This window comes from Pseudomonas sp. WS 5079, assembly GCF_012985465.1.
In the GTDB taxonomy this organism is placed as follows: Bacteria; Pseudomonadota; Gammaproteobacteria; order Pseudomonadales; family Pseudomonadaceae; genus Aquipseudomonas.
Genome location: NZ_JAAQWN010000011.1, coordinates 108,839 through 128,583, shown reverse-complemented (window position 1 = coordinate 128,583; position 19,745 = coordinate 108,839). Strand labels below are relative to the sequence as shown.

6 protein-coding genes are annotated in these 19,745 nt (G+C 64.5%); 3 read left to right on the top strand and 3 right to left on the bottom strand.

Annotation, left to right across the window (positions count from 1 at the left end; translation table 11 throughout):
* Window positions 1-33: 33 nt before the first annotated feature.
* Entirely contained in the window at window positions 34-10,926 is a 10,893-nt protein-coding gene (locus HBO05_RS24985) for an autotransporter-associated beta strand repeat-containing protein (protein ID WP_346343166.1), read from the bottom strand.
* Window positions 10,927-11,243: 317 nt separating this feature from the next.
* On the opposite strand from HBO05_RS24985, the gene HBO05_RS24980 reads away from it, so the two are divergent.
* Together HBO05_RS24980 and HBO05_RS24975 are read left to right on the top strand one after the other, a co-directional pair.
* A complete protein-coding gene (locus HBO05_RS24980) occupies window positions 11,244-13,052 on the top strand; it encodes a monovalent cation:proton antiporter-2 (CPA2) family protein (RefSeq protein ID WP_169954745.1) in 1,809 nt (602 codons plus the stop codon).
* A gap of 73 nt (window positions 13,053-13,125) precedes the next feature.
* A complete protein-coding gene (locus tag HBO05_RS24975) occupies window positions 13,126-13,710 on the top strand; it encodes a hypothetical protein (RefSeq protein WP_169954746.1) in 585 nt (194 codons plus the stop codon).
* Window positions 13,711-13,845: 135 nt separating this feature from the next.
* On the opposite strand, the gene cobF is transcribed toward HBO05_RS24975, so the two are convergent.
* Both cobF and HBO05_RS24965 read right to left on the bottom strand, forming a co-directional pair.
* Entirely contained in the window at window positions 13,846-14,604 is a 759-nt protein-coding gene (cobF, locus tag HBO05_RS24970) for a precorrin-6A synthase (deacetylating) (RefSeq protein WP_169954747.1), read from the bottom strand.
* 47 nt (window positions 14,605-14,651) lie between these two features.
* A complete protein-coding gene (locus HBO05_RS24965; protein ID WP_169954748.1) occupies window positions 14,652-15,218 on the bottom strand; it encodes a histidine phosphatase family protein in 567 nt (188 codons plus the stop codon).
* 171 nt (window positions 15,219-15,389) lie between these two features.
* Here HBO05_RS24965 and HBO05_RS24960 point away from each other — a divergent pair, with 171 nt between their 5' ends.
* Complete coding sequence (locus tag HBO05_RS24960; RefSeq protein WP_172314496.1) at window positions 15,390-19,721, top strand: hypothetical protein; 4,332 nt, start codon at window positions 15,390-15,392, stop codon at window positions 19,719-19,721.
* Window positions 19,722-19,745: the final 24 nt, after the last annotated feature.

Genomic DNA, 19,745 nt, shown 5'->3' with positions numbered 1-19,745 from the left:
CCCTCGCGGGCGGCTTGAAGAACCCGGCCTTGATCAGAAGCCGAGGGAGAAACTGATGGTCATCCCATGGTCCTTGTCGTTGCGTGACAACTGGCCCGAGTAGCCCAGTCCCAGTTTGCCGTTAGGGCTGATCTGGTAATCGACGCCCGCCTCCACCACCGCGCTGTCCTTGGCAATCGGCACGCCTTGAGTGCTGAAGGACGCGCCGCCATTGATAAAGCTCAGGTCGGCATCCGGCTGGGTGTCACCAAAGGCATGGCGCCAACCGATGCTGCCCCGTGGGGTGATGCTCGAACCGTTGCCCAGGGCGATGGTTTTACCCAGGCGCACGCCAAGGGTGGAGAACGTGATGTCCTGGTCGGCATCCCCTTTGAGGGCGGCCGAACCGCCTTTTTCCTTGAGGGTGTCGCTTGCGTAGTTGACGTAGGCCAGGCCTGCGAACGGTTCCACGGCCAGGCCGCCGGCCTCCACGGTGTACCCGACTTCACCGAACACTTGCGCACTGCGCGCCTTGTAGTCGGCTTTCAGGCGCTGACCCTCGGTGCCCACGGCCACGTCACGTTTGCTTTCGATGTCGTGCCAGGTGTAACCCATGCCCATGCGTGCGGCGAAGGCCTCCTGCTGATACGCGGTGTAGGCCATCAGGTGGTAGCTGTCGATGTCGGCACTGGCGTTGCGGCGCTTGGCGTCCAGGTCACTGCGGGTATAGCCAGCAGCGATACCGGCGCGCCAGGCATCATCCAGTTGCTTGTCGGTGCCCAGCAGGAAGCCGCTGAGGTTGCGATCCAGGCGCGCGGTGTTGCTGTCGCCGCCCAGGTGGCCCCAGGTGCCGAGGACGCGCATCCAGCCGACCATTTCGCCGTGGCACCCGGCGCTGCTCAGGCGGTTTTCGCTGGGTGCCAGGCTGTTGCGTGGATCGTCCTGGCGGTAGCAGCCCGGTTGGCGCATGCGCTCGTTGACCGCGTCACGCACGTAGCGCGAATCCTCGAGCAAGGCGCTGGCGGTGCTGGCGTGGATTTCCCCCGACAGGCTGTCGAACGCTGCGCGGGCATTGGCTGCATCGCCGGTGAGCAAGGCGTTTTGTACGGCACTGCCGGCCACTGCCACGCCGCCGCCCAAGGCCGTGGCCACGGCCCGCTGGTTGCCGGTGGCCGCCACGCTGGCGAAGCTGGTGGTGTTGCGGCTCACGGCCAACGCTACCTGGTTCGGGCTGTAGTTGAGGGCCGTATCGAGGAACGCCAGGTTCTGCAGGTTGGTGTTGGTAAAGGTGCCGGTCACGCCACCGCCAGCCGTCAACAGGGTGTAGGTGGTGGGCCCGGTGTAGGGCACCAGGTTGAGCACATTCAGGCTGCCCGCCAGGTTCGCGCTACCGCCGACCGCCAGGGAACTGGCCACCGATGGGGTGATCACCAGGTTGAGAGTGCCGTCGGCAGCGTTGGTGAAGTTCCCAGCGACGCTGAGTTTGCCGCTGTCGGGAGTGACCACGCCATGGTTGACCAGCGAGCCGACACTGCCGTTGCCACTCAGGCCCGCGCCATTGGCCACAGTCACCTGGCCGCCGAGCACAGTCCCCGGGTTGCTGGCATTGCCCACTTGCAGCAGGCCCTGGTTGACGGCCACTGCACCGCTCAACGGCTGGTTGCCGGTCAGCAACAGGCTGCCGCTGCCCTGTTTGACCACAGTGCCGGTACCGGTCAGCGTGCCGTTGAACTGGCCATTGCTGTCTTGCTGGAACAGCAGGTTGGCGTTGTTGGTGATTGCCCCTTGCAGGCTGCCGGTGTTCCCGGCCAGCGTCCCCCCGCTGACGGTGGTCCCGCCGCTGTAGGTGTTGGCGCCGGTCAGCAACAAGGTGCCCGCGTCGGTTTTGTTGATCCCACCGCTACCCACCAGGGGCGCCGAGACCTCGGTGGTCACGCCGGCATTGATACGCACCGTCGCCTGGCTGCCGTCTGCGGCATTGGTGGGGCTGAGGCTGCCGCCCGTGCCGGCGACCAGCGTGTAGCCACTGTCCAACACTTGCAGGCCGGTGAAGCTCTGATTGCCCGCCACGGTGACGGTCCCGCCCTGCCCGCCGAACACGGCAAACTGATTGTTCGAGGCCTGGCCTTGGGTGCCGGTCGGGTCGGTCCAGTTGGTGCCGGGGCCCCAGGTGCCGCTACCGCCATGTACCGTGCCGTCAGGGCTGGTGGTGGTGCCGTTCCAGAACTGGATCTGCCCTGGCGCGGTTTGCACCAGCAGGTTGAGCTGGTTGGCCAGCGCCGTTTGCAGGCTCAGCGCGCCCGGCACAATCGCGCCTGGCAAGCTGCCCAGCAGCAGGCCGTTATCGGTCAGACTGCCACCGTAGCGGAACAGTTGGTAGACGCCAACGCCGAACCCTCCTGCGTCGCTGATGTTAAGGGTGCCATCCAGGGTCAGGTTGCCGGCCACGTTGACCACCGTGGTCGATGCGCCCGGTGCGCCGAGGGCGAAGTCCAGGCTGGTCCCCGCTGACAAGGCCAGGGCACCCACGGACAGCGGCGTCGCAGTTCCGGCCGTGAGGGTCGAGCCGTCAGCCATGCTCACCGCCCCCGCCAATTGCCCGCTACCGCCCAGGGAGGCGCCGCTGGCGACCTGGACGGCGGCACTGTTCAAGGTGCCGTTGACCAGCAGGCCACCGGCCGTGACGTTGGTGCTACCGGTGAAGCTGTTGTTGCCGGTCAGCAGCAGATCACCGCTGCCGGTCTTGGTCAGCGAGCCGCTACCAGTGAGGTTGCCGGTGTAGGTGCCATCGGCATTTTGCTCGAAGGTCAGCGCCGCGTTATTGGCTATCGCCCCTTGCAGGCTGCTGGTGCTGCCGGTGGTGCTGCCGCCATTGAGAATTGTCCCGCCGCCATAGCTGTTGCTGCCGGTGAGCAACAGCGCACCGTTGCCGTTTTTCACCAGGCTGGCGGTGCCGCTGAGCGCGCCACTCAAGGTCAGGTCATGGCTGCCCAACAGCGTCAACTGACCACCCAGGGCAATGGCATTGGCCAGTTGCAGGGCGCTGCTGCCATCCAACTGCGCCGCGCCGCCCACGCTCAGGGCGCCACTGCCCAGTGCCGCATTGTTGCCCAGCGTCAGTTGCCCGGCATTGAGGCTGGTGCCGCCGCTGTAGGTGTTGACGCCATTGAGGGTCAGGCTGGATGCGCCGGTTTTCACCAGGCTGCCATTGCCGCTGACCACGCCATCCAGGGTCAAGGCACTGGCCCCGCCCACGGTCATCGCACCGTTGAGCAGCGCGTTATTGCCCAGGGTCACAGCACTGTTGCTGGCCAGGGTGGTGCCGTTGGCGGCGGTCAATACGCCGCTGCCCAGGGCATTGTTGTTGCCCACCACCAGGGTGCCGCCGTTCAGAGCGGTACCCCCGGTGTAGCCATTGGCGGCGTTGAGCACCAGGGTGCCGCTGTCCAGTTTGGCCAGGGTGCCACTGCCATTGAGGCTTACACCGAGGGTGGCAGTGACGTTGGGGTCGACCCGCACGGCGGTGTTGCCAGTGCCGCCGTTCACCAGGTTCAACTGGCCAGAGGTACCGGCCACCAGGTTGTAACCGTCGCTGACGAACTGCATGCCCGTCAGGCTTTGGCTGCCGTCCACCGTGACCGTGCCAGCCGCGCCCTGGAACACCGCAAACTTGTCGTTCCAGCTCTGGTTGAGGCTGCCGTCGACATTCGCCCAATTGGTGCCGTTGCCCCAGGTGCCGTTGCCGCCGTCGATGGCGCCGTTGCCGATCAATTGGCCGCCGTCCCAGAACTGCACGGTGGTGTTGGGCGCGATGACCACCAGGTTGACCTTGTTGCTGATCGCGGTTTGCAGTTGCAGGTCATCGGCAGTCACGCTTGAGGGCAGAGTCCCGAGGGTCAGGCCGTTATTGGTCAGGGCCCCGGCGTAGTTGATGAGGTTGTAGACCCCAGTGCCGAAACCGCCGAGATCACTGACATTGAGGTTGCCATCCAGGACCAGGTCACCGCCGACATTCAGCAGCCCGCTGCCGCCACCGACTACCGGTACGCCAAGGCCGACGTCCAGGTTGGCATTGCCCCCCAGCACCAGCGAACCCACGGTCAGCGCACTGGCGCTGCTCAGGCCCAGGTGGCCGCCATCGGCCACCGTCACCGCACCGGCCAAGCTGCCGCCGCCGCTCAAGGTCGCGCCGTTGTTGACCGTCACGCTGCTGCTGGCCAGGCTGCCCGCCACGTTGAGCGTGCCGCCCGTGACGCTGGTAGCGCCGGTCAGGCCGCTGTTGCCGGTGAGGTTGAGGGTGCCGGTGCCGACTTTATCCAGGGCACCGCTGCCGCCCAGGCTACCGCCGAAGGTGTTAGTGCCGCCGACGGTCAGCGTATTGCCCGCCGCCACTTGCAGTGCACCGTTGCCGGCCAAGGTGTTGAGTGTGGCGCTGCTGCCCAGGTTGAGGGTGGCGCCGCTGCCCACGGTGACCCCAGAGGTGTTGCCCAAGGCGCCGGAGCCGACGGTGGTCAGGCTGCCCCCCAGCACCGTCAACGGGCCGCTCAGCAGGTTATTGCCGCTGAGGGTCAGGCCCGCCGTGCCGTTTTTGATCAGTGCGCCATTGCCGGCCACTACGCCGGCCAGATTCAGGTCGTGGCTACCGGCGACGGTGAGGTCGGCATTGAGGTCAATGGCATTGGCCAGCACCAGCGGTGCGCTGTTATCCAGGGTGGCCGCACCGCCCACGCTCAGGGTACCGCTGCCCAGCGCAGTGTTGCTGCCGAGGGTGAGCGTACCGGCGTTGAGCAACGTACCGCCGCCGTAGCTGTTGGCCCCATTGAGGCTGAGGTTGGCCCCGCCGTTCTTGATCAACTGCGCGGCGCCGTCGACGATCCCGCCGAGGGTCAGGCCGTTGCTGCCGGCCACTGTCAGCGCGCTATTGAGGGTCAGCGCATTGCCCAGGGTCACATTCGCGCTGCTGTCCAGGGTCGCCGGGCCGTTGACCAGCAAGGCGCCTGCGCCCAGGGCGCTGCCCGTACCGACGGTCAGGCTGCCGGCGTTGAGTTGGGTACCGCCGACATAGCTGTTGCCGCCGGCGAGGGTCAGGTTGCCGCTACCGCTTTTGATCAGCCCGCCGGCACCGTTGACCGGGCCATTGAGGGTCAGGTCCGACGTGCCGAGGATACCCAGGTTGCCGCTCAGGTTCAGAGCATTGGCGAGGGTCACTGCAGCGGTGGTGTCGAGGGTGGTCCCGGCGCTGCTGTTCAACGCGCCTGCGCCCAGGGCGCTGCTGGAGGCCAGGATCAAACCGCCGGCATTCAGGGTGGTAGGCCCCTGGTAGGTATTACTGCCACTCAAGGTCAGGCTGGCGATGCCGTTTTTGATCAGGCTGCCGGCGCCGCTGACAGTGCCCGCCAGGGTCAGGGCATTGCTGCCGCCAATGGCCAGGCTGCCATTGAGAACCACGTCATTGGTCAGCGCGAGCGCTGTGTTGCTGTCCAGGGTGGTGCCGTTGGCGGCAGTCAATACGCCGCTGCCCAGGGCATTGTTGTTGCCCACCACCAGGCTGCCGCCGTTCAGCGCCGTGCCGCCGGTGAAGGTGTTGCTGCCATTGAGCACCAGGGTGCCGCTGTCCAGCTTGGCCAGGGTGCCGCCGCCGCTGAGGTTCACATCCAGGGTTGCGGTGACAGTGGGGTCGACCCGCACTGCGGTGTTGCCGCCGGCCCCATTGAACAGGGTCAGGCCGCCTGCCGTACCGCCCACCAGGTTGTAGCCATCGGTGACAAATTGCAGGCCCGTGACCGCCTGCGCGCCGTCCACGGTGACGGTGCCCGCCGTGCCCTGGAACACCGCCAGGCTGTTGGGTGCCCAGCCCAGGTTGAAGCTACCGTTGAGCTCGGTCCAATTGCTCGACGCCGCGTTCCAGGTGCCGTTGCCGCCTTCGATGGTGCCGTTGCCCACCAGTTGGCTGCCATCCCAGAACTGCACGTTGGTGTTGCCATTGACCAGCAGGTTGATCTGGTTGCCAATCGCCGTTTGCAGGTCGAGGCTGCCAGGCAGGACGCCACCGGGCAGGCTGCCCAGGAGCACGCCATTGTTGGTCAACACGCCGGTGTAGTTGATCAGGCGATAGATCCCGGCGCCAAAGCCACCGGTATCACTGATGTTGAGGGTGCCATCCAGGGTCAGGTTGCCCAACACCCGCAGCAGCTCGGTGCCGCCCGTGGACGGTGCGCCGAGGCCGGCATCCAGGTTGGCGTTGGCCCCCAGCACCAGGGCGCCGGTGGTCAGTACGCTGCCGGACTTCACGGCCAGGTGGCCGCCATCGGCAACATTCACCGTGCCCAGCAAGGTCCCGCTGCCGCCGAGGGTCGCGCCGCTGTTCACATTGACCCCAGCACTGGCCAGTTGGCCGTTGACGTTCAAGGTACCCGCGCTGACCTGGGTATTGCCTGCCAGCGTACTGACCCCGGCCAGGGTGAGCGTGCCGTTGCCAAGTTTGTCGATGTTGCCCAGGCCGGCAAGAACCCCACCAAAAGTGCCGTTCCCATTGTTGGCGCCCAGGCTCAAGGTATTGCCGAGGCCGACCAGCGCAGTACCGGCGCCGGTGAGGTTGCCCAGGCTGGCGGAACTGCCCAGGTTCAAGGCAGTGCCGGTCGCCAGGTTGATCGCGCTGTTGGTACCCAGCGCACCGTTGCCGACGGTGGTGAGGCTGCCCGCCTGGATATCCAGCAGGCCGCTGAAGGTGTTGTTGCCCGTCAGCGTCAGGTCTGAAGTACCGGTCTTGATCAGGCTGCCATTGCCCGCCAGCACACCAGCCAGCGTCAGGTTATTGCTGGCGCCCACGCTCAGGCCGGCGTTGACGGTCAAGTCGTTGGCCAAGACCAGTGGCGTGCTGCTGGCCAGGGTCGAATTGCCCGTCACGGTCAGCCCGCCCGTACCCAGTGCCGCCGCAGTGCCCAGGGTCAGGGTGCCCGCATTGAGGGTGAGGCCGCCCTGGTAGTTGTTGAGGCCATTGAGGGTCAGGTTGGCCGCGCCCTCCTTGGTCAGGCTGCCGCTGCCACTGATCACCCCGCCCAGGGTCAAGTCGGCGCTACCGCCAATGCTCAGGTTGCCTCCCAGGTCAAGGGCATTGCCGACACTGACCGCGGTGCTGCTGTCCAGGGTCGTGCCGCCCGCCGCATTCAACGCACCATTGCCCAAGGCGCCGCTGTTCGCCAGGATCAGGCCACCGGCGTTCAGCGCGGTGGGCCCGAGGTAGGTGTTCACACCGCCCAACGTGAGCTGCGAGGTGCCGCTCTTGACCAGGCCGCCGGCGCCACTGATCACGCCATTCAAGGCCAGGGCATTGCTGCCAGTGACGTTGAGGTTGCCAGCCAGGGCCAGGTCATTGCCCAGGGCCACGGTTTTATTGCTGGAGAGTGTGGTGCCCGCGGCCGTGCTCAGCAGGCCGACGCCCAGCGCGGTGTTACTGCCCACCACCAGCGCCCCACGCTCAAGGGCAGTGCCGCCGGTGTAGCTGTTGTTGCCATTGAGCACCAGGGTGCCACTGTCGAGCTTGGCCAGTTTGCCGGCGCCGTCGATATTCACGCCCAGGGTCGCGGTGAGGGTTGGATCGACACGGATCGCCGTATTGCCGGCGCTGCCGTTGACCGCCGTCAGTTGCCCCGCAGCACCGCCCACGACGTTGTAGCCGTCGCTGGCAAATTGCAGGCCGGTGAACTGCTGCGTGCCGTCCACGCTGACCGTCCCCGCAGTCCCTGTGAACACTGCAAAGCCGCCGGCCCAGGCCGAGTTGGGCGTGCCGCCGATGGCGGTCCAGTTGCTGGCGCCAACGCTCCAGGTGCCATTGCCACCTTCGACCGTGCCGTTGCCGGTGGTCTGGCTGCCGTCCCAGAACAGCATGTTGGCCACCGACACCACCACGTTCACCTGATTGGCCGTGGCGATATCTACCAGCACATCGCCCAGGTTGAAGCCCTGGGGCACGCCCGTCACTGTCAGGCCCTGCCCGGCCAGGCTGCCGGTGTAGTTGATCAAACGGTAGATACCGGCACCAAAGGCCCCGCCATTGCTGACATTCAGGTTGCCATCCAGGCTCACACTGCCATTGACGCTGAGCAGCGGCGTCGGGGACGGCGCACCAAGGCTGACGTCGAGGTTGGCACCGCTGCCCACCACTAGCGAGCCGGTAGACAGCGTATCCGCGCTGTTCAAGGCCAAGTGGCCGCCGCTGTTGATGTTCAGCGCTCCCAGCAGCGATCCGCCGCCGGTCAGGGTGCCCCCGGCATTCACGTCGACAATGGCGCTGCCCAGGGTATTGCTCACCTTCAAGATGCCGGCGTTGACCTGGGTATTGCCGCTGAGGCTGTTGATGCCGGTCAGCTCGAGCTGGCCGCCGCCGACTTTGATCAAACTGCCGCTGCCTGTGAGGCTGCCGCCAAATGTGCTGCTGGTATTGGCACCGCCTACGGTGAGGCTGTTGTTCAAGCCCACGTCGATAACGCCAGCACCGCTCAAGCCGCCGAGCACGCCATTGCCGGCCAGGTTGAGGCTGGCGCCGGCGCCAATGTTCAGCCCGCTGTTGCCACCGAGGGCCGCGGCGCTGCTGGCGAACACGCTACCGCCAAGGATGTTCAGTGCGCCGGTAAAGGTGTTGTTGCCGCTCAGGGTCAGGTCGGCCGTGCCATTTTTGGTCAGGCCACCGGCGCCACTGATCACCCCGCCCAGGGTCAGGTTATTGGTGCCGGCCAGGGCCAGGTCGGCATTGAGGGTGATGTTATTGCCCAAGGTAAACGCCGCGCTGTTGTCCAGGCTCGCCGCGCCACCCACGGTCAACGCACCGCCGCCCAGGGCTGCGGCATTCCCCAGGGTCAGGCGACCGCCATTGAGCAGCGTGCCCGCCTGGAACGTGTTGATCCCATTGAGGGTCAGGTTGGCCGTGCCCGCTTTGGTCAGCGTGCCGGTGCCGCTGAGCGCACCGTCCAGGGTCAGGGCGTTGCTGCCCGCCACGGTCAAGCCGGCGTTGAGCACAATGTTATTGACCAGGGCCACAGCGGCACTGCTGTCCAGGCTCGAGGCGCCACTCACGGTCAAATTGCCCGACCCCAGCGCTGTATTGCTGCCCACTTTCAACGTACCAGCGTTGAGGTTCAGGCCACCGAGGAAAAGGTTGTTGCCGGAGAGGTTCAGGGTGGCGCCGCCATTCTTGGTCAGGCTGCCGCCCCCGATAATCGGCCCGGTGAGCGTCAAATCTGCGGTCCCGCCCACGGTCACCGCGCCGTTGAGACTGATCTGGTTGGTCAGGCTCGCCGTGGCATTGGCATCCAGAGTGGTGCCGGCGGCGGCGCTCAACGCTCCAGCGCCCAGTGCACCGTCGGCACCCACCACCAATTTGCCGAGGTTCAGCACCGTGTTGCCCTGGTAGCTGTTGGTGCCGCTGATAATCAGGTCGCCGCTGCCTTCCTTGACCAGGCCGCCGCTGCCACCGATCACCCCGCCCAGGGTCAGCGCATTGCTGCCAATCACGGTCAGGTTGCCCAGCAGGTCGATGCCATTGGCCAGGGCAATCGCCGCGCCCAGCAGCGGACCGGTGCTCAGGTTGGTCCCGGCGCTGGCGGTCAGGATGCCCGAGCCCAGCGCGTCCGTGGCCCCAAGCACCAGAGTGCCGGCGTTCAACTGGGTGCCACCGCTGTAGGTATTGGTGGTGTTGAGGGTCAGGTCCGCCGTACCGTTTTTGCGCAAGGCCCCCGTGCCGCTAAGGTTGCCGCCAAAGGCAAAAGCGTTGGTGCCCTGCACCGTGAGCCCACCGGCACCGATCACCACGTTGTTGGCCACGTTCAGGTTACCGGTGCTGGCCGCCAGGGTCCCGCCATTGACGTTCAGCACGCCGCTGCCGAACGCGGCGCTATTGTCAAATTGCACAAGGGCGCTATTGAGTATCGTCGACCCGTTGACCAGCGCCCCTTGCAGGGTCCAGGTCCCGCCATTGATCAGCAGTTTGTTGAAGTTGATGTATTGACTGCTGGATGCGGTGCCGGTCTGGATAACAGCATTCACCCCGGCCAGTTGGTTATCCAGGACCAGGGTATTGTTGGTCCCCCCCACGCCGCCATCGACCTTGCCGGAGGGCGCGAACGACAGATTGACGTTGACCAGTCCACCCAGGCTGATCCCGGTACCGGCATTCACCACAGACCCGGTGACCGCGGTAAATGTATTGCCCCCACGCCCGGCGCCCAGGGACACCCCACCATTGAGCGTGCCTGCGTTGATAAACGAGTTGCCAACCCCGCCGGCGGCACCCGAGGCTTCAAAGCCTATCCGGCCGGTGACCGTGCCGCTGTTGGTCATATTGACCCGGGAGCCGCCCTGCACCACCACCACAGGGGCTTCGTCAGGTTGCAGCACCGATACGCCAATGCTCGAAGCGCCGATAGTGCCGCTGTTGTAGATGCTGGTGGTGAAGTTTGCGCCATTGGTGATATTGAGCGCCGCGCCGCCCAGCAGCGAGGCCACATCCAGCAATGGGATGGTGCCTCTGATCGTGCCGCTGTTGGTCACCGATACGTTGCCTGAGGTTGAAGCGTTGCCAATCACCACGCCACTGGTCAAGGCGCTGAGGGGCAACAGGAACGCCGGATCAATCACCCCCAGGTTAGTCAGCGTTATACCGCTACCCGTCAAGCTCAATACCGTGCCCAGCACAGTGTTCATCCGCGCTGCGGCATCGACGGTGACCTGCAGGCCATTGGTCGAACTGGAAAAGTTGTTGACCGGCGTCAGGGGCAGGCTTGGCGCCCCGGTACAGGTAACCACCGCGTTTACGCCCGGGTTCGCCGGCGAGCACGCCGCCAACGCCTCGGGGCTCGCCAGGCCTGCCACCAGCCCGAGGACACCCAGACGAATCGCAAGAGAGAGAGGAGAAACATGGGTTTTGGCGCCAGCAACAATTCTTCTTTCCACGGGCAACAACTCCTTCGTGGTCCAAGCCTTTCGTCCGTGAATGCGTAGAAGCCCCATGCAACAGATCCAACACGCATCGAAAGCGAATTACCTGACCGTGATGACAACAATCCTGTTGTCAGAACCGTAGCTGACGCGCGTTAAAGTCATTGAAATAAATGGTATTAATACTTTCGTAAGTGCCTTGTAGGATTTGGACGACATCCAACAGGCGCCGGCGTACAGCGCCCTACCTCGGCAAAAATTCAGATTCAACCGCATAAAAGCGCGCTCTAATAGCGCCCTGTCGATTCGCCTCAAAGATCCTGGAGTAAGCGATGCCCCATGAAGGCAACCTGTTACAAGCGGCCGTGGTGTTCCTGCTAGCGGCGGTGCTCACCGTACCCCTGGCCAAGCACCTGAAACTGGGCGCGGTGCTGGGCTATCTGTTCGCCGGTGTGATCATCGGCCCCTCGGTGCTGGGGTTGGTGGGCAACCCGCAAAGCGTCGCGCAGTTCTCTGAGCTTGGGGTGGTGTTGTTGCTGTTCATCATCGGCCTGGAGCTGTCGCCCAAACGCCTGTGGGTGATGCGCAAGGCCGTGTTTGGCGTGGGCCTGGCGCAAGTGCTGTTGACTGCCATGGTGATGGGCGCCGTGGCACTCTGGGCGTTTGGCCAGTCGTGGAACAGCGCGATTGTGCTGGGCCTGGGCCTGGCGCTGTCTTCCACCGCCTTCGGTCTGCAAAGCCTGGCCGAACGCAAGGAACTGAACAGCCCCCACGGGCGCCTGGCGTTTGCCATCCTGTTGTTCCAGGACATCGCGGCGATCCCGCTGATCGCCATGGTGCCGCTGCTGGCCGGCAGCGACCACACCACCACCGCCGCCCAGGACCTGAACCACGGTTTGCAGGTATTGGGCAGCATCGCCGTGGTGATCATCGGCGGTCGCTACCTGTTGCGGCCGGTGTTTCGGATCGTCGCCAAGACCGGCCTGCGCGAAGTGTCCACCGCCACCGCGCTGCTGGTGGTGATTGGCACCGCCTGGCTGATGGAACTGGTGGGCGTGTCCATGGCCCTGGGCGCGTTCCTCGCCGGCCTGCTGTTGGCCGACTCGGAATACCGCCACGAGCTGGAATCGCAGATCGAGCCGTTCAAGGGCCTGTTGCTGGGGCTGTTCTTTATCAGCGTGGGCATGGGCGCCAATATCGGCCTGTTGTTCAGCACGCCCTTTGTGGTGCTGGGGCTGACCCTGCTGCTGATCGCCATCAAGTTGCCGCTGCTGTACGCGGTCGGGCAGATGGTCGGCGAACTCAACCGCGAGAGCGCAGTACGCCTGGGCGTAGTGCTGGCGGCCGGCGGTGAATTTGCCTTTGTGGTGTTCAAGATCGGCCGCGACCAGGGCCTGTTCGCCCCGCAGCTGTACGACGTGCTGGTGTTGACTATCACCCTGTCGATGGCCCTCACTCCGCTGCTGTTACTGCTGTGCCCGAAGCTGTTTCGGCCCAAGGCCAAGCCGGTGGAAGTGCCGGAAGAATACCGCGCCATCGAGAGCGATGCGCCACGGGTGGTGATCGCCGGCATGGGCCGCATGGGGCAGATCGTGGCGCGGATCCTGCGGGCGCAGAACATCTCGTTTATCGCCCTCGACACCTCGGTCGAAACCATCGAGCTGACCCGCAGTTTCGGCGGTATGCCGGTGTTCTACGGCGACCCCCAGCGACCCGAAATCCTGCATGCGGCGAAGGTCGACCAGGCCGAATATTTCGTGATCGCCATGGATGATCCAGAGATCAACATCAAGACCGCCGAACTGGTGCGCAACCTCTACCCGCACATGAAAATCATCGCCCGCGCCCGTAACCGCCAGCACGTGCATCGCCTGGTGGACCTGGACGCGTCACCGGTGCGCGAAACGTTCTATTCCAGCCTGGAAATGAGCCGCCGCACCCTGGTCGGCCTGGGCCTGAGCGAGGCCCAGGCCGATGCGCGGATCAACCGTTTCAAGCATCACGACCTGCAACTGCTGACAGCGCAGCACGCGGTGTACGACGATGCGGCCAAGGTGATGCAGTCGGCCCAGGAAGCCCGTGCGGAACTGGCGCGGTTGTTTGAAATGGACCGCCTCGAAGAAGAGTCCGGAAAGGTCTGAGGATGGATCTGAACGATATTGCGAATTTTCTGACAGAATACAGCGCAATTTCGTTCATCCATTGGAAGACCTCATGCTCACCCTCAGCAAAACCGCCGCCCGCCTGGCCCTGGCGCTGACTGTCAGCCTGGGCGCCAGCCCGCTGTTCGCGGCTGCCAAGCCGGCCGCCGCGCCGCCGGACGACTTCCAGATCGTCTCGACCCTGGACGGCAAGTTCACCTTCACCCTGCCCAAGGGCTACGTGGCCGACGCCCTCCCCGCCGGCGCACAAGCCCAGGGCACCGCGGGCGCCAATGGCACGATGTACATCAACCAGGCGTCAAAAAGCGTGGTGGTAGTGGCCCAGACCTTGCGCAACGACGGTATCGACCTGAAGGACGACGAACCGCTGTTTCTCGATAGCGCGGCTGAAGGTTTCCTCAAGGACGTAGGCACCAGCCTGCCGGACTACAAAAAACTGGCGCAGAAGAAACTGCTGATCAAGGGCGTGGGCCTGCGCCAGATTGATGGCACCGCCAGCATGGGCGGCGGCAAGACCTTGAACTCGACCTTCCTTGCCGGCTCCGGCAACCGATTGCTGGTGATCCAGGCGATTTCCCGGGCCGAGGATGTAGCGGGGCATGGCCTGCTGGTCAGGCAGATTACCAGCGGCAAGTGACATTCCCCCAAGCACCACACATCCAATGTGGGAGCGGGCTTGCCCGCGATCGCGGTGTATCAGCCAATACATAGGCTGACTGACACCCCGCCATCGCGGGCAAGCCCGCTCCCACTTTGTTTATTGCATTCCCCCCTACGGCTTGCGCAGCAGGTAGGTATCCATGATCCAGCCATTGGCCTGGCGCGCCGCCTTGCGCACGCGCTCGATTTCGTCGGCCACCTCGGCCACCTTGCCGCTGATCAGGATTTCATCCGGGGTGCCCAGGTACGCGCCCCAATAAATGTCCATCTCCTGGTCCGCGACGCTACGGTAGGAGTCCTCGGCGTCAAGCATCACCACCAACGTATCGGCATCGCTGGCCTGCCCCGCCGCGAGCCGGCGCCCGGTGGTGATCTCGATGGACCGGCCAATGCGGTTCAACGCCACCTTATGCTGGGCCGCCAAGGCCTGGACGCTGGTAATCCCGGGAATGACCTCGAATTCAAACTCACTGCTGCCACTGGCCAGGATCGCCTGCAGGATGCGGATGGTGCTGTCGTACAACGCCGGATCGCCCCAGGCCAGGAAAGCGCCCACTTCGCCGTCGGCCATTTCCTGGTTGATCATGCGCTCGAACGTCTGTTGCTTGTCGCGGTTCAGATCCTGCACGGCCGTGGTGTAGTCAATCTCGCCACGCACGCGCTCGGGGCAGTCGGCTTCGACAAAGCGGTAGACGTGCCCGGCGTCGATGTAGGTCTGGCAGATTTCCCGTCGCAGGTCGATCAGCTTGTCCTTGCTCTGGCCCTTGTCCATCAGGAAAAACACGTCGGTGCGGTTAAGCGCCTTCACCGCCTGCATCGTGATGTAGTCGGGGTTGCCGGCGCCAATGCCGATGATCAGGATTTTTTTCATGACGGGGTTCTCAGTGCGGGGCGGGGATTTTGCCATGTTCGCGCCGCTCAGGTCTCGCGCGTTTGCAGGCGCAGGCGCCAGATGCCATTGAAACGCAGCTCAGTGCTAGAGAGCGGTTCCACATCGATCCGATTGAACATAGCCGGGGGGCATTGCAGCGCATGCAGCAACGCAGCACGGATCACAAAGGGGTGAGTCACCGCCAGCACATGGCCCGGCGCCTGTTCCAGGGTGCCTAGCCACTGCGCCACTCGCTCGCACAACTGGGCCACGGACTCGCCGCCATGGGGCGCTGCCGTGCTGTCCGTGAGCCAGGCCTGCAAGGCCTCGGGTTCAGCGTGTTGAATCGCATCGATGGCCATGCCTTGCCACCGCCCCAGATCACAGTCACGTAACGCCTGTTCAACCTGCGCGGACTCGCCGAACAACCCCGCAGTTTGCCGGGTTCGCGCCTCCGGTCCACACAGCAGGCGCGGTGCCCGCTTGAAGCGCTGCGCCTGGGACAGGCGTGCCTGCTGCCAGTCCATTTGCAATGACTCGTCCAGGGCAAAACGTGCCGGTTTACGGGCGCACGTAGGGGCGTGGGCGATCAGGGTCAAGCGAGTGGCCTGCATTCAGAATCCCGCGAGGTTGAAGGTAGTGGAAGGGTCGACCGCCGAAGCGGCCTCACCATAGTACAGCGGTTGGTGCGACACATTATCTATCGCATGGGTTGGCGCTCGGGGCGGAACCGCGGGCAACCGACCGCCACCCAAAAAGCCTCCCCTATTGTCCAAGGAATGCCCATGAGACTGACCGACTCCCGCCCCGCCCTCGCCCCTGCGGGCACCTACCCAAGCGTGCAACCGGCACCCGCGCAACCCAGCGATGCGCCCCCCCTAGGAAGGGTGCCGTTTATCAGCCTCGACGCCCAGCAACAAGCCCGGTCATTGGTCAGGCAAGCCGATAGCGACCTGGCGTGCCTGTTGGCCGCCACCTTGATGAGCCGGGTCATTTCCCTTGAGCCTGGCGGGCAAGACAGCCCCAGCGCCAGGCAGGTGGACGCTATTCCCGCCGACTCGACCTTCGGCCAGGCCTGGTCGCGCCTCACTCAAGCCGTGAATAGCGAGCCATTTGCGACATTTGCCAAAGAACACCATATCGACACCTCACGTTTTACGTTCAACCCCAGGTCGGGGTGGCTGGACTGCACCGTCAACGACAAACCGGCCACGTTTACCTCGTACGACAGCGGCTGGGACCAGGCATCCGCCGACGTTTTAGCGGCTGCGCGGGTGCTGGCCCCGACACTTGCACAGTCGTTTGAATACGCCGGTGAACACAGCGCGTCATCCAACGTGGTAAGCGACTTCTACGGGGACTCCTTCGCCAATACCAAGGCCGACACCCTCACCTATATTGGCCGCCTACAGACCGAACATGGCTTTGCCGCCCTGGTTTACCCAGGCTCTGAGCAGCCGCGCTACAACCGCCCCGAGCACCAACACGCCAAGCAACTGCAGCGGGATGCGATCGACTCCGTTGCGGCCCGCGATCAGAGCCCGTCGTTGCCCCAGCAGAGCTCATTGGAAAAAATCAGCGCAGGCGATCTGTTTCTGGCCAGGCTGTGCAGCAGCGACCTGAGCTCCGGGCACCCCGAAACCCGGCTGCCTGGGCACGGAACATCCGGGGGGAGCATAGGCCGGCTGCCAACGTTCTCGACGATGGGCCAAACCCGCCAGGCGTTCGAACAGGCGTTGAACGCCGAGGCTTTTTTGCGCTTTGCGCAACAGCACAAACTTGACCTGCCCAGTGTCAGCATTGCCCCGCAAACCGGCGATCTGGTCTGCCAGGTCACCGACCCCAATGGGGTGATGCTCGAAAAACGCTTCACCCTGAGCGACGACTCCGGCTGGTCAGCCGTCGCGGCCGACATCGTCGCACAGGCCCGGGACCTGGCCGCAGGGTCGACAGACAGGGTCCGTCACCCGCACTACAACGCGGTCCGTTTCCAGGACATCTTGAACTTCTATGGTGAAACACCCGCAGACGGCACATTGCTGGAAACCCTCAAGCGCTGCGCGGTACTCAACCGCAGTGGTTTCCCGGCGTTAAGCGCAAGTAGCCCCACGGACACTGCCCCCACACGCGCCCTCCAGCAAAAACGGCGCCTTGCGATTGAACGCCTCGACCAGGCAACCAGTGCCACTGCGGCCGGGCCTGCCAAGGCCCTCAACCCGACAACCGAGACCGTTCGCCGCCAATTTGACGGCCAACCCGATGTGCGTTCGGTTGTGCAACGACTGCTCACCGAGGCCATTCAGAAGGTCTCTCCCGGCCTGGACTTCGATATCAACCAGATCGCTTACGCCGAGCCCGACCCGGCCAACCCGGGGCACTTCCGGCGCAGCTCCCTCACGGCCGTGGCCTTGAACTACCTGAGCGGCGAGGACGCGCCGAGCTTTCCCGACAACAGCAAGTTGGTCGACACCCGCCCGGACCTGCTCGCCCATACGGGCAACACCCCCGACACGCCCCTGCCGATCAATCTGAAAGCCGTTGAAGCCGCCCTGCACGCGCTGCCCACGCAGTTGAGCGAGGCCATGGCCAGCGACCTGCGCAGCTACTGGGCACAACCGGCGTTCAGCACCGCGGCCGGGCCATTCGCCGGCGATCGGCAGGCGCTGGTCAGTGAGTTGTTGCGCAACAATCTGCGCCTGGCCGGGCTCAAACAGCCGGGGCTGGATGACGCGCAACGCGAAACACTGGACCAACTGGTGACACGCCCACCTCCCGCCGCCAACAGTGACATCACCGTATTTGCCCTTGGCAGCGTTACACGGCAACACCCGGACGCCAGCGAAACCGCCTCCCCCAACCTGCTGGTGCAACGCCATATCGGCGAGCGTTTGATCCTGTTGCTGTGCGCGCCAAACGGCACCGTCACCCCCTATGACTCCTACGCCGCGTTCGACGCCGCCCGGGCGCAACACCTCAGCCAACAAGCCCCAGGCACGGGGCGCCTGAACACCTTGAAGAAAATCGACGCAGATCCGTTCGTCGCCCAGGCACAGACCCTCATCGAACAGGGCCTGGGTGACGTGCTCAGCAGCAGCCCGGCCTACGGCGCGGTGGCGGGCGAGCGGCCCACACGCAAAATGCCGGGCTGGGTCAACAACGCCAGCGAGGCCGAACGTTTTGTGTTGCATGACCTGAGCCTGCAGTTGGCAAGCATCCACCAGCGCAACAAGGGCCGCACCTACAACAGCGACATTCCCGATATCCGCCCCTTTGCCGAACAGACTTTCGATAACCTCAAGGCGGTGAACCATCCCGCCAAGGATCTGCAGGTGGTGTTCAAGGTTGCGGTGGGCGGCACCTCGCCCGGTGGTGTGATCAGCGGCGGCATTCATCGCGAGTCCATGAGCCTCACCGACGCCCTGCTGCGCAACCTCTCGGGCCTGCCCAGTCGAGACGTGGAGGTCTACCTCAAGCCGGGCAACACCCGCGTCACCGAACTTGAAAAGGATGGTGTCCTGCAGAAGCTGATCGAGGACGCCGACGTCGGCAAGAAGTACCCGCTGTTGCTCAAACGTGAACTGCAAGACGAGCGCACCAAAAAGGCCGAACGCCTGGCCCTGTTTGCCGAGCAAGTGCCAGTAGAGCTGCAAATAAAGGCCCTGGAGTTGGCCGTCAACAAACAATCCGGTGTCGATACCACTGGCTTGAGCTACATCCAGGCCATCCTCGACCCCGCCCCCGGCACCAAGCGCGTCGACGGCCAGGAGATCGTAATCCGCCCACTGGCATTCGTGCCGGGCCCCGGCAAGAGCCCCGATGTGGTCGACAATATGTACCTGATCGAACCCGAGGACAGTGCCAAGGGCCCGCATATCCTCTACCGCCCGCTGATCGCCGATGCGCCGCTGATGCAATTTCCGACGCGCCAGGCATTGCTCCAAGCCATCCAGCAACCAGGCCGCCTGCAAAAAGACATCCTGGCCTGGTTGCCCGATGACGCGACCCGGGCGTACTACAAGGCCTGGAGTTTCAAGGAGCCCAGCCTCCAGACCACCAGCATTTTTGGCGTGGGCGACGGTGAGACCGTGCCTGCCGAGCCCAAGCTGGCCGCCGGCGGTTACGAGGCGGCCAATACACTCAAAGAGAAGCTGCAAACCGGGCAACTGATGAACCACCTGTACGACGCCAATGCCTTGGGCCTGACCAGCATTGCCGAACAACAGTCGGTCTCCGATGACGAAAGCCGCTGGGCCACGCTCAAAGAGGGCGGTTATCTGCTGCTCAACGCCGTGCTGCCCGCACTGCGCGGGCCGGGCGCGGCCATCGGCGTGGCGTTGCAGTTCCAGGGCATTCTCAGTGACCTACAGACCCTGGCCGACGACGATACCGGCAACAAAGCCCCGGCCATGGCCGACTTGTTGGTCAACCTGGCAATGCTGTTACTCCAGACGCCCGCGCGGCCTGCGGCCAGGCGAGTCGGCGCCCCCGTGAGCGCCAGCCGCAACAGCATTGTCGAGGCCCCCAATGGCCAGAAGGTCCGGCGCCTGCAGGTCATGAAGGGCACGATGGAAAAGATGCAACTGGTCAAAGGCAACCTCTTTACCTTTGAAGACCAATACAAAGGCAAACCCCGGCTCAATATCAACGCCCATGGCCGCGACCTGAGCGTCACCGAGCGCCTGACCGGCGCCAGCTCAACCATCCTCTATGACGGCGCCGAACACACCCCCGAACAGCTGCACGCCCACCTGCTGGCCAAAGGCATCGACCCCAGCCAGTTCGACAACGTGCGCCTGCTGGTGTGCTACTCCGGCAATGGCGCCGAAAACTCCTTTGCCGCCCAGTTCCAGCGCTTGATCAACAAACCGGTAAAGGCCTTTGTCGGCACGGTGACCGTAACTCCCAGCCCCGAACTGGTGACTGCCGAGTTCAAGACCGGCATCCAGATGCACGGGCCGCACGACGGGCCCAGGCTGGTGAGTGACACCTATGCGCAGTACGACAGCGTGGAAACCGTCAAGGATCGTACGGACATCTCCATGATCCGTAACCCGCTGGAGTACCTGCTGTTCTCCTACTACCCCGTCCACTACCCGCCTCGCGCGGCCAATCGCTGAGCCCAGGCAAGCACGCGGCGCTGC

Excerpts from the sequence above, each read along its gene's own strand:
- HBO05_RS24980 (WP_169954745.1), top strand. The coding sequence starts at position 11,244 with ATGCCCCATGAAGGCAACCTGTTACAAGCGGCCGTGGTGTTCCTGCTA.
- HBO05_RS24975 (WP_169954746.1), top strand. The coding sequence starts at position 13,126 with ATGCTCACCCTCAGCAAAACCGCCGCCCGCCTGGCCCTGGCGCTGACT.
- cobF (WP_169954747.1), bottom strand. The coding sequence starts at position 14,604 with ATGAAAAAAATCCTGATCATCGGCATTGGCGCCGGCAACCCCGACTAC.
- HBO05_RS24965 (WP_169954748.1), bottom strand. The coding sequence starts at position 15,218 with ATGCAGGCCACTCGCTTGACCCTGATCGCCCACGCCCCTACGTGCGCC.
- HBO05_RS24960 (WP_172314496.1), top strand. The coding sequence starts at position 15,390 with ATGAGACTGACCGACTCCCGCCCCGCCCTCGCCCCTGCGGGCACCTAC.